Source organism: Microvirga soli (assembly GCF_016734765.1).
GTDB lineage: Bacteria > Pseudomonadota > Alphaproteobacteria > Rhizobiales > Beijerinckiaceae > Microvirga > Microvirga soli.
Map to the genome: position 1 here is coordinate 232,442 of NZ_JAERQE010000003.1, position 11,938 is coordinate 244,379.

The 11,938-nt window shown below is 59.3% G+C and carries 5 protein-coding genes; 2 read left to right on the forward strand and 3 right to left on the reverse strand.

From position 1 onward, the window contains the following. Nucleotides 1-12: 12 nt before the first annotated feature. Entirely contained in the window at nucleotides 13-1,014 is a 1,002-nt protein-coding gene (locus JKL45_RS04835) for a Bug family tripartite tricarboxylate transporter substrate binding protein (RefSeq protein ID WP_201859980.1), read from the reverse strand. A gap of 310 nt (nucleotides 1,015-1,324) precedes the next feature. Here JKL45_RS04835 and JKL45_RS04840 point away from each other — a divergent pair, with 310 nt between their 5' ends. After that, on the forward strand, nucleotides 1,325-7,174 hold the full coding sequence (locus JKL45_RS04840) for a HAMP domain-containing protein (protein ID WP_201859981.1): 5,850 nt from the start codon (nucleotides 1,325-1,327) through the stop codon (nucleotides 7,172-7,174). After that, entirely contained in the window at nucleotides 7,171-9,279 is a 2,109-nt protein-coding gene (locus JKL45_RS04845; protein ID WP_201859982.1) for a PAS domain-containing hybrid sensor histidine kinase/response regulator, read from the forward strand. The genes JKL45_RS04840 and JKL45_RS04845 overlap by 4 nt, the downstream gene beginning before the upstream one ends. Before the next feature lie 453 nt (nucleotides 9,280-9,732). On the opposite strand, the gene JKL45_RS04850 is transcribed toward JKL45_RS04845, so the two are convergent. Then, nucleotides 9,733-10,503 (reverse strand): SDR family oxidoreductase, encoded by a 771-nt coding sequence (locus JKL45_RS04850; RefSeq protein WP_201859983.1) that lies wholly within the window; start codon nucleotides 10,501-10,503, stop codon nucleotides 9,733-9,735. Between the two features lie 28 nt (nucleotides 10,504-10,531). Further along, nucleotides 10,532-11,908, reverse strand: coding sequence for an FAD-binding oxidoreductase (locus JKL45_RS04855; RefSeq protein WP_201859984.1), 1,377 nt, complete (start codon nucleotides 11,906-11,908; stop codon nucleotides 10,532-10,534). Nucleotides 11,909-11,938: the final 30 nt, after the last annotated feature.

Consider the following 11,938-nt stretch of genomic DNA (forward strand, 5'->3'; position numbering starts at 1 on the left):
GTCTCGCTAGTATCAGTCGACCTTCGCGCCCGAGGCCTTGACCACCTTCGCCCATTTCTCGTGCTCGGCCCTGACATAGGCCATGAGTTCATCCGGGCTCATGGGCTGGATCTCGCCGCCGAGATCGGTAAAGCGCTTCTGCAGTTCCGGTGTCTCAAGAGCCTTGCGGACTTCCTGGTTCAGCTTGTTCGTGATCTCCGGCGGCGTGCCCTTTGGGGCAAACAGCGCGAACCAGCTCGTGGCCTCGAATTGAGGAAGGCCCGCTTCCGCAAGCGTTGGCTTATCGGGAAGGGCCGGGGAACGCTTCGACGAGGTGACCGCCAGCGCTCGAAGGTTCCCGCCGCGCACATGCTCGATGGAGGAGGGGAGATTGTCGAACATCACGTCCACCTGTCCGCCGATCAGGTCGTTTACCGCCGGTCCGCTGCCGCGATAGGGAACGTGGGGCATCTCGATGCCGGTCATCTGCTTGAAGAGCTCGCCCGAAAGATGGATCGAGGTGCCGTTGCCGGATGAGGCCATGGTGAACTTGCCGGGAGTCGCCTTCGCCTCGGCGATGAACTCCTGCACGGTGGTGGCCTTCACCTTTTTGGGGCTCACCACCATCAGGTTCGGCACACCGGCCACATAGGCAACAGGTGCGAAATCGGTGAGCGCGTCATAGGGCATCTTGGCATAGAGGCTCGGATTGATGGCGTGCGTGCCCACCGTGCCCATCACCAGCATGTAGCCATCCGGCTCTGCCTTCGCGACTGCATCCGCCCCGATATTGCCACCAGCGCCGCCGCGGTTTTCGATGACGAATTGCTGCCCGAGGGATTGGGACAGCTTTTCACCGACGAGGCGAGCGAAGATGTCCGTCGTGCCGCCCGGTGTAAAAGGCACGATGACGCGGACGGGTCGTGTCGGATAGGTTGCGGGCTGAGCCAGGGCGGCTGCTGAGGCCAGACAGGCTCCGGCTCCCAGCAGAAGGCCAAGCATGCGCCGGCGTGTGGAACAGGAAGAGGGTGACATGGCAGCTCCCTAGGGTTTAGTGTCGTTGACCGCGCCAATATTCCGGAGCGGCAGCCACCATGTGAGCGCAACCCATGGCCCAGAGCAATGGGTCCCGAGAGGCAGCCGAAGTTTCTGAAGCCGTTTCTGCCTGAACATTGCTTCAGTGCCTCACGGCTGAAAAATATTTCGGTTTTTAGGGAACTTTGATCCCTTGAAAAGCGTTACGCAGGGTCGAATTCCATCCGAAGACGAACAAAGTAGCTTTTGGGACGTCGGCACATGGGGATCCAGGCGCGAGTAAGCCTGGAACAGCGTAACGGGGGGCCTTATGTCACAAGTCGAAACCGCCATTTCGCAGCTTGATCCCAAGCTGCTGCTCAAAACTCTGCGCGCATTCCGGAGAGGCGACTTCTCCGCGCGCTTGCCCTCCGATCTGACGGGGATCGACGGCGAAATTGCCGAGGCCTTCAACGACATCGCCGACCTGAACAAAGGGCTCGCCCAGGAACTGGACCGGGTGGCCAAGGTGGTCGGCAAGGAAGGGCGGATCGGCGAGCGCGGGCGGCTCTCTGCTGCGAGCGGCTGCTGGAGTGAGTGCATCGACTCTGTAAATTCCATGATCGGCGATCTCGTCCAGCCGACGACCGAGGTTGCCCGCGTGATCGGCGCGGTCGCCAAGGGCGATCTGAGCCAGAGCATGCAGCTTGAGATTGAAGGCCGGCCCCTGCGCGGCGAGTTCCTGCGCATCGGCAAGGTGGTCAACACCATGGTGGGCCAGCTGAGCTCCTTCGCGTCCGAAGTGACCCGCGTGGCCAAGGAAGTGGGCACCGAGGGTAAGCTCGGCGGTCAGGCACAGGTGAAGGGTGTCGCCGGCACCTGGAAGGATCTCACCGACAACGTGAACATGATGGCGGCGAACCTGACAGGTCAGGTGCGGAATATCGCGGAAGTCACCACCGCGGTGGCGAATGGTAACCTGTCGAAGAAGATCACCGTCGACGTCAAGGGTGAGATGCTGGAGCTGAAGAACACCATCAACACCATGGTGGACCAGCTCAACTCCTTCGCGTCCGAAGTGACCCGCGTGGCGAAGGAAGTGGGCACCGAAGGTAAGCTCGGCGGACAGGCACAGGTGAAGGGTGTCGGTGGCACCTGGAAGGACCTGACCGACAACGTGAACATGATGGCGGCGAACCTCACCGGTCAGGTGCGTGGTATCGCCGAGGTCGTGACCGCCGTCGCCGTCGGCAATCTCACACGGAAGCTGACCGTGGATGCCAAGGGCGAAATCGCAGCGCTGGCGGACACCATCAACGGCATGATCGATACGCTCGCCACCTTCGCCGATCAGGTGACGAACGTGGCGCGCGAGGTGGGTATCGAAGGAAAACTCGGCGGCCAGGCCCTCGTGCCTGGCGCCGCCGGTCTATGGCGCGATCTCACTGATAATGTGAACATGATGGCGGCGAACCTCACTGGCCAGGTGCGGAATATCGCTGATGTGACCACTGCTGTGGCGAACGGCGATCTCTCCAAGAAGATCACTGTCGACGTCAAAGGTGAGATGCTGGAGCTGAAGAACACCATCAACACCATGGTGGATCAGCTGAACTCGTTTGCGTCCGAGGTGACCCGCGTGGCGCGCGAGGTAGGCACTGAAGGCAAGCTTGGTGGCCAGGCGCAGGTGAAGGGTGTCGGTGGCACGTGGAAAGACCTCACCGACAACGTGAACATGATGGCGGCGAACCTGACAGGTCAGGTGCGAAACATTGCCGATGTGACGACCGCAGTGGCGAATGGTGACCTCTCCAAGAAGATCACCGTCGATGTGCGCGGCGAGTTGTTGGAGCTGAAGAACACCATCAACACCATGGTGGATCAGCTGAACTCGTTTGCCTCCGAGGTGACGCGTGTCGCAAAAGAGGTGGGTACGGAAGGCAAGCTCGGCGGTCAGGCCCGAGTGGAAGGCGTCGGCGGCGTCTGGAAGGGCCTCACCGATAACGTGAACATGATGGCGGCGAACCTCACCGGTCAGGTGCGTAACATTGCCGATGTGACGACTGCGGTGGCGAACGGCGACCTCTCCAAGAAGATCACGGTCGATGTGCGCGGCGAGTTGTTGGAGTTGAAGAACACCATCAACACCATGGTGGATCAGCTGAACTCCTTCGCATCCGAAGTGACCCGCGTGGCGAAGGAAGTGGGGTCCGAGGGTAAACTCGGCGGCCAGGCGCAGGTGAAGGGCGTCGGCGGCGTCTGGAAAGGCCTTACTGACAACGTGAACCTCATGGCCGCCAACCTCACCGGTCAGGTGCGCGGCATCGCCGAGGTCGTGACCGCCGTTGCGACAGGTGACCTGTCGAAGAAGATCACGGTCGTGGTCGAAGGCGAGATGCTGGAGCTGAAATCGACCATCAATACCATGGTGGACCAGCTCAACTCCTTTGCCTCGGAAGTGACGCGCGTGGCCCGCGAGGTGGGATCCGAGGGTAAACTCGGCGGCCAAGCCCAAGTGAAGGGCGTCGCCGGCACCTGGAAGGATCTCACCGACAACGTGAACATGATGGCGGCGAACCTGACGGGTCAGGTGCGAAACATCGCCGATGTGACGACCGCGGTGGCGAACGGCGACCTGTCGAAGAAGATCACCGTCGACGTCAAGGGTGAGATGCTGGAGCTGAAGAACACCATCAACACCATGGTGGACCAGCTCAACTCCTTCGCATCCGAAGTGACCCGCGTCGCCCGCGAAGTGGGCACGGAAGGCAAGCTAGGCGGTCAAGCGCAGGTCCGCGGTGTCGGCGGCACCTGGAAGGACCTCACGGACAACGTGAACATGATGGCGGCGAACCTGACAGGTCAGGTGCGTAACATTGCCGATGTGACCACGGCGGTGGCGAACGGTAACCTCTCCAAGAAGATCACCGTCGACGTCAAAGGCGAGATGCTGGAGCTGAAGAACACCATCAACACCATGGTGGATCAGCTCAACTCCTTCGCCTCGGAAGTGACCCGCGTGGCCAAGGAAGTTGGCACGGAAGGCAAGCTCGGCGGCCAGGCTCGCGTGGAAGGCGTATCGGGTCTCTGGCGCGATCTGACCGACAACGTGAACCAGCTCGCCGCCAACCTGACCAACCAGGTGCGAGCCATCGCGGAGGTCGCCACGGCCGTGACGCGCGGCGACCTGACCCGGTCGATCACCGCGGAAGCCCTCGGCGAGCTTGCCGCGCTCAAGGACAACATCAACGAGATGATCCGCAACTTGCGCGATACGACGCTCAAGAATGCGGAGCAGGATTGGCTGAAGACCAACCTCGCCAAGTTTACCCGCATGCTGCAGGGTGAACGCGATCTTGCCACAGTCTCAAACATGATCCTGTCGGAGATTGCGCCGCTCGTGAACGCGCAGCAGGGCGTCTTCTACACTGTCGAGAATCGAGGTGACGAGCCGGCACTGGAACTCGTTGCCTCCTACGCCTTCACCGAAAGGAAGCATCTTGGAAACCGCTTCCGCCTGCGGGAAGGTCTCGTCGGCCAAGTCGCTTACGAGAAGAAGCGCATTCTGCTCACCAACGCGCCGAACGATTACATCAAGATCGGTTCCGCGCTTGGCGAAGCCGCGCCGCTCAACATCATCGTGCTCCCGGTCCTGTTCGAGCAGGAGGTGAAGGCGGTCATCGAGCTCGCCTCGTTCAACCGCTTCTCCGAAACTCATCAGTCGTTCCTGGATCAGCTGACGGAGTCGATCGGTATCGTTCTCAACACGATCGCGGCCAACATGCGCACGGAAGGTCTCCTGAAGCAGTCTCAGCTTCTGACCACCGAGCTTCAGAGCCAGCAGGAGGAACTGCGAAACACCAACGACCGTCTGGAGCAGCAGGCAGCTACGCTGCGCCAATCCGAGGAACTCCTGCGGCAACAGCAGGACGTGCTCCAGAAGACCAACGAGGAGCTTGAGGACAAGGCGCGCCTGCTCGAAATTCAGAAGAGGGAAGTGGAGACAAAGAACCAGGAGGTCTCCATTGCCAAGACCGCGCTTGAGGAGAAGGCTGAGCAGCTCTCCCTGACCTCACGCTACAAGTCGCAGTTCCTGGCCAATATGAGCCATGAGTTGAGGACGCCTCTCAACTCGCTTCTGATCCTTTCGAAGCTTCTGACTGAAAACTCCGAAGGCAACCTCACGGACAAGCAGAAGGAGTTCGCCAAGACGATCCACGCGGCCGGTTCCGACCTCCTATCGCTCATCAACGACATTCTGGACCTGTCCAAGATCGAATCTGGAACGGTCAGCCTTGAGGTTTCCAATGTTGCCTTCAAGGATCTCGTCGAGAACATGGATCGGACCTTCCGGCAGGTCGCGGAGGAGAGAAAGCTCGACTTCCGGGTCGAGGTCGACCCGAAGCTCCCGCTGGCCATCAGGACGGACTCGAAGCGTCTCCAGCAGGTGCTGCGGAACCTGTTGTCGAATGCCTTCAAGTTCACGGAACGTGGAGGCGTGACGCTTCAGATCGGCTCCGCCGAAGGCTCGCCGTTACGCGCCGGAAGCCAATGGATTGCCATGTCGGTGACGGATACCGGCATCGGCATTCCGGAAGACAAGCAGCGGATCATCTTCGAAGCGTTCCAGCAGGCGGACGGCACCACGAGCCGGAAGTATGGCGGGACAGGTCTTGGCCTGTCGATCAGCCGCGAAATCGCGCGGCTCCTCGGCGGCGAGATCGTGGTGTCGAGCACGCCAGGGAGCGGATCCACCTTTACAATCTTCGTCCCCGTGGAGCCCCCTGCAAGTCACGGACCGCTCGGCATAACATCCGCAGCACGCCCAAATGGGGACGGAACTGGGCCCTATACATCTTCCGATGATACCTCCGGAACGATGATCCGGCAGCCTTCCGCCGCTATGGCGCTCTCGGCGTCCCTCGATGATCGCCACGCGATTACGGTGGGCGACCGCATCGTTCTCATCATCGAGGATGATGCGATGTTCGCGTCGGTTCTGCTGGAACTCGCGCGTGAAGAAGGCTTCAAGGGGCTTATCGCCATGGATGGCGCTTCGGCGCTTGCCTTGGCCCACCGCTACAAGCCGCATGCGATCACTCTCGATATCGGCTTGCCGGATATGGACGGATGGGCGCTGCTTGATCTTCTCAAACACGACGCGAGGACGAGACACGTTCCCATTCATGTGATTTCGGTCGACGATCAGAAGAAGCGCGGCCTCAAGGCTGGCGCGTTCGGCTTCCTTGAGAAGCCTGTTGACCGCGAGGCTCTCATGGGGGCGCTCAACCGCACTAAGGAGTTTATCGATCGCCCGGTGAAGAAGCTTCTCCTCGTCGAGGACGATGACAATCAGCGTATGAGCTTGTCTGAGCTCATGAAGAGCGAGCAAGTCGATGTCACCGCAGTGGGAACGGCCGAAGGTGCTCTGGAGGTCATCCAGGTGCGTCCCTTCGATTGTGCCATCGTGGACCTCGGCCTGCCAGACCTGCCTGGAGCCGAATTGATCGAGCGCATTCGCAGGACCAATGGCGGTGAGGAACTGCCCATCGTCATCTACACAGGGCAGGATCTCACCAGGGACGAGGAGCGTCGATTGCAAAACATCGCCGCGACGATTGTCGTCAAGGGTGAGGGCTCGTCCGAGCGGCTTCTCAACGATACGGCGTTGTTCCTCCACCGGGCGATTAGCGCCATTCCGGAGGATAAGCACATCATTGTCGAACATCGCGCCGATGGGTCGCTCGATGGCCGTAAGGTGCTCATCATCGATGATGACATGCGCAATATCTTCTCGCTGACGAGTGCGCTCGAGCAACATGGTTTGTCTGTCATCTTCGCGGAGAACGGCCTTGAAGGCATTGAGAAGCTTCAGGCCAATCCGGATATCGATGTTGCTCTGGTCGACATCATGATGCCGGAAATGGACGGCTACGAGACCATGCGAGAGATCCGGAACATCCCGCAATACCGTGATCTGCCGCTTGTCGCTGTAACCGCCAAGGCGATGAAGGGTGATCGTGAGAAATGTATCGAAGCAGGCGCGACGGATTATGTGTCGAAACCTGTGGATATCGATCAGCTTCTCGCCGTCCTGCGCGTCCAACTGAGCCGGAGCACCTATATCCCTGAGGGGAAGACTGCTCCCAATGGCACGGCAGGGGTCGGGTTGAATTCATGATCGAAGACGCTGGGCGGGTAGATGCGGGCCTCGGGGCGGATGAGTTTCATCTGGTCTCGGCCCGCCCCTTGGCGGATCCTATCCTGGCCAAGATCCTGGTGGTCGATGACGACCCCAGGAACCTGATTGCCGTCGAAGAGGTGTTGCGATCTCCCGGAGTGGAGATCGTCACCGCCGACTCGGGCGAGGCCGCCTTGCGTCAAGTTCTTCAGAGCGATTTCGCCGCTATCCTTCTCGATGTGCAGATGCCCCGCATGGATGGATACGAGGTTGCAAGCCTCATCCGGAACAGGCCCCGGTCATCGCGTGTGCCCATCCTGTTCCTGACGGCCTTCAACAAAGACGATATGCATGTTTTCAAGGGATACTCGGCAGGCGCGGTCGACTATGTCTTCAAACCTATCGAGCCCCTGATCCTCAAGTCGAAGGTGGATATCTTCGTCGATCTCTACCGCAAGACGGAGGAGATCCGTCGTCAGGCTGAGCAGGAGCGGCATCTGCTCATGGATAATCTGCGGGTCCGCAGCGAGAAGCTGAAGGCCGAGCAGGCCTTGCGGCGGCGCGAGGAGCATCAGGCCATCGTTCTGCAGTCGCTGCCGATTGCGCTCTACACGGCTTCCGTCCAGGAAGACCACCGGCAGCTTCATTTCACCAACGAAAGCATCGAGCGGATCACTGGCTTCCGGCCGGAGGCTTTCCTCGAACGTTCAGACTTCTGGTCTTCCCGGATCAACGACGAGGACCGAGTTAGGGTCTTGAACGAACTTAAGCGCTTGGAGGAAGAGGGGGCTGTCAGCCTTGAATATCGCTGGCTTTGCTCGGACGGCGTTGAGCGATATTTTCTCGATCAGACTGTTCTCATGCGCGATGACGACGGTCGCCCACGCGAGTTCTTCGGAATGTGGTTCGACATCAGCGAGCGCAAGCAGATGGAGCAGAACCTGCTTCATGCCAGCAAGCTCGAAGCTGTTGGCCGCCTTACGGGTGGCATCGCTCACGACTTCAACAACATGCTGAGCGTCGTCATCGGCAATCTCGACCTTCTCAAGAAATCCGTTCAGGGCAATGAGAAGGCGGAGCGGCGGGTTCGAATGGCCATGGAGAGCGCGCAGCATTGCGCAGATCTCACCTACAGACTCCTTACGTTCTCCCGCCGTCAGGCGTTGCAGGTATCGACCATCGATGTGACGAGCCTGATGCCGAGCCTGTTGGAGCTTATGCGCAGGACTCTTGGTGAAAACATTCATGCCAGCGTGCAATCGGATGAGAGCATCTGGCCGATTCAGGTTGATAAGGCTCAATTCGAGGCGGCCCTCCTGAACCTTGCTGTGAATGCCCGCGACGCCATGCCGAACGGTGGCGATCTGACGATCACAGTCGCAAACCAGGTTGTCGAAGAAGGAAAGCCGCTTCCAAGCGGCGACTATGTAACGATTGCCGTCCAGGATACCGGCATCGGAATGTCGCCTGAAGTGCTTGAGAAGGTTTTCGAGCCGTTCTTCACTACGAAGGAAAGTGGCAAGGGCACAGGCCTCGGCCTCAGCATGGTCTATGGATTCGTCCAGCAATGTCACGGTCGGGTTGAGGTAGAAAGCGAACAGAACGTCGGAACAACGATCCGCATTTTCCTCCCGCGTTCTCTTGAGGTCGCCGAGGACGTGTCTCAGAGCCACGCACGCATTGCCGCCCCTTTCGGGGACGGGCGAGCCGTATTGGTGGTCGAGGACAATCCTGCGGTCCGGCAGGTCGCTACATCAACGCTCCGGTCGCTCGGCTTCACGGTCCAGGAAGCCGAAAATGGCGACGAAGCTGCCCGGATGCTGAAGAAGAAAAGAGACATATCTCTCGTTCTTTCCGATGTGCGAATGCCTGGGGAACTGAGTGGCGTCGACCTTGCCCGCCTCATCCAAAGTGAGCATCCCGATATTCAGGTTCTGCTGACGACTGGCTATTTCGATGGGGAAGAGACGCTGAGCGATCTCAATCTGCTCTACAAGCCTTATCGCGCGACCGATCTGGCAGAGAAGATTCAAGCTTTGATGAAGCTGCCGGAGACTGTTGAGTTGGAGAATACTCCTGTGCTTCAGGCTGCCGCTGTAGCCTGATCGCTTGCTGACGCTGCGGCATCTGACAAGATTTATGTTGCTGCAGTGAGCGTGTCCCTGTCACCCTGCCATGCCGTGTAGAAGTCACCGGTGCGGTCAAGGACAAATACAGTTGGGCTGTTCGACAGCGCCGACCAGCATGCCGACTCGACTGCGAACTTCAGAGCCTTGGCTCGAAAATAGAACGATCCCAGATCTCTCCCAGAATGTGAAACCGTCCAGCGATTATGCTTGAACACAACGCAGTACGCTCCGTGGGCCATCAAATCCTCCCAAGTAGCTTGTCTGGCAAATCACAGGGCAGTTGCTATCGATCCTGCAACAGGAATGCAACCGCCAATGACCATTCTCTTATGGCCAAAAAGTTAATGGCGGGTTTTGCCTGACCGACATTGGCTTCAGCGATGAGAAGGTATTCAGAACGCTGAAGTAACCCATCTTACCTAAGATGCTTCACAGCGATGCTGTCACTCCTCCATCGACATAGATGATCTGCCCATTCACAAAATTCGATGCGTCCGAGGCAAGGAAGATTGCAGCTCCGACGAGGTCCTCCAGCTCGCCCCAGCGACGTGAGGGAGTGCGGCCGGTCAGCCAGTCGGAGAATGCCTTATCTTCTACGAGCGCGCGATTGAGCTCCGTCTTAAAGTATCCAGGACCAAGCCCATTGACCTGAAGTCCGTGCTTTCCCCAATCAATAGCCATGCCTTTGGTGAGCATCTTCACCGCTCCCTTCGTAGCCGCATAGGGAGCAATGGAAGGGCGACCGAGCTCGCTCTGGACCGAACAGATGTTGACGATCTTTCCTCGACCACGCGGGATCATGCACTTTGCAACGGCTTGGCCAACATGAAAAACGCTGTCGACATTCGTCTTCATCAAGGCATGCCAGGCGTCTTCCGGATAATCTTCAAGGGGCGCGCGAAACTGCATGCCAGCATTGTTGATCAGGATATCGATAGGGCCAATCTCATTCTCGATCCGCGCGATGGCAGGCCTGACGGCGCCGCTGACGGTGACATCGAAAGCTATGTCATGCACCGAGAGGCCTTCCTCTCGGAGCTTTTCCGCCGCAAATGCGAGCTTGCCGCGCTCGCGGCCGTTGAGAACGACCTTCGCTCCGGCTCTTCCCAATCCTTGGGCGAGGGCGAAGCCGATCCCGGCGCTCGATCCTGTCACCAGAGCGACACGTCCGGAGAGATCGAAAAGTCCTGCAACATTCATTGTCATTCGCCTTGGCCGCTGCGTACCATCAAAGCACCCGGCCAGGATTGAGAATGCCGGCAGGGTCAAGGGTATGCTTCATCTTGGCCATCAGGGCGAGTTCAGGTTCGGACCGGCTCAGCGAGAGGTAAGGCCGCTTGATGCGCCCGATGCCATGCTCGGCCGACACCGAGCCGCCGAGGCGTGAGACGAGTTCATACACAAGCCCTTGAACGCCCTTCTTGGTCTCGTTATTCATATCCCGGATGGCCACGTTGATATGGATATTGCTATCTGCAACATGGCCGAAGACAACCCAGATTGCCTCTGGCCAGCGCTTGGGCATCTCCTCGCGCAAATGCGCGACCGCCTCCGTCATCCGGTCGAGCGGAACGCTGACATCGAAGCGGATCTCCTCGGGCAAGAAGCGTCCGTATTCATAAGGCGTTTCCCGGTAGGCCCAGAACCTGTTCCGGTCGGTGCGCGATTGTGCGACCAACGCGTCTTTAATCAGGCCCTGCTCATAGAAGTCGCTCAGGACGAGTGAGAACGCTTCTGTTCCCGCCGGATCTTCTCCCATATCTGCTTCGATCAGCAACGTGAGATCATGCCCGGCCTCGAAGGCGTTCGGGAGGCCGCAGACCTGGGTGGCGACGGTCATGAACTCCCGCCACATGGCCTCGAACACGAGCAGGCGCCCCGGATGCACCTGCTGGAATTGACGCAGCACGAGCAGGCCATCTTCAAAGCTCTCGACGGCGCAGAGAGCGGTTTGAAGGCCCTGGGGCTTCGGGTGCAGTCCGATCACAACCCGTGTGATGATGCCGAGCGTTCCTTCACTCCCGATGAATAATTGCGTCCAGTCATAACCGGCGTTGTTCTTCAGCATCTTGTTGAGCGAACGGATAACCGTGCCATCCACGAGAACGACTTCGAGCCCAAGGATGTTGCGGCGGGCCATGCCGTAGCGCAGCACCTGGTTGCCGCCGGCATTGGTGGCGGCATTGCCCCCGATGGTGCAGGTGCCTCGCGCACCGAGATCGATCCCGCATAGATAGCCTGCTTCATCGGCGGCCTGTTGCACAGCGGCGAGCGGTGTGCCGGCTAGCGCCGTGAGCGTTGCACTCGCTGCATCAATCTCTTCGATGCCGTTCATGCGCTCAAGGGAGAGGGCGATTTCTCCTGCCTGAGGGTGCGCACCGCCTGCCAATCCTGTCAGGCCCCCCTGGGTGACGACTGGATGACCATGCGCATGGCAGATTCGCAGCGCGGTGGCGACATCCTGTGTCGTCTGCGGCAGAACCAGAGCTTTGGGAAGTGTAGGCGAAAGCCCGCTGGCATCGGCATGGTTGCGTAAAGGGATATCAGATCCTGTCTTGACCTGAGATCCAAGGGCAGCTTTCAGGGCATCAATCAATTCGCTCATGGCATTCCATATCTTCAACTGGGCGGTCAC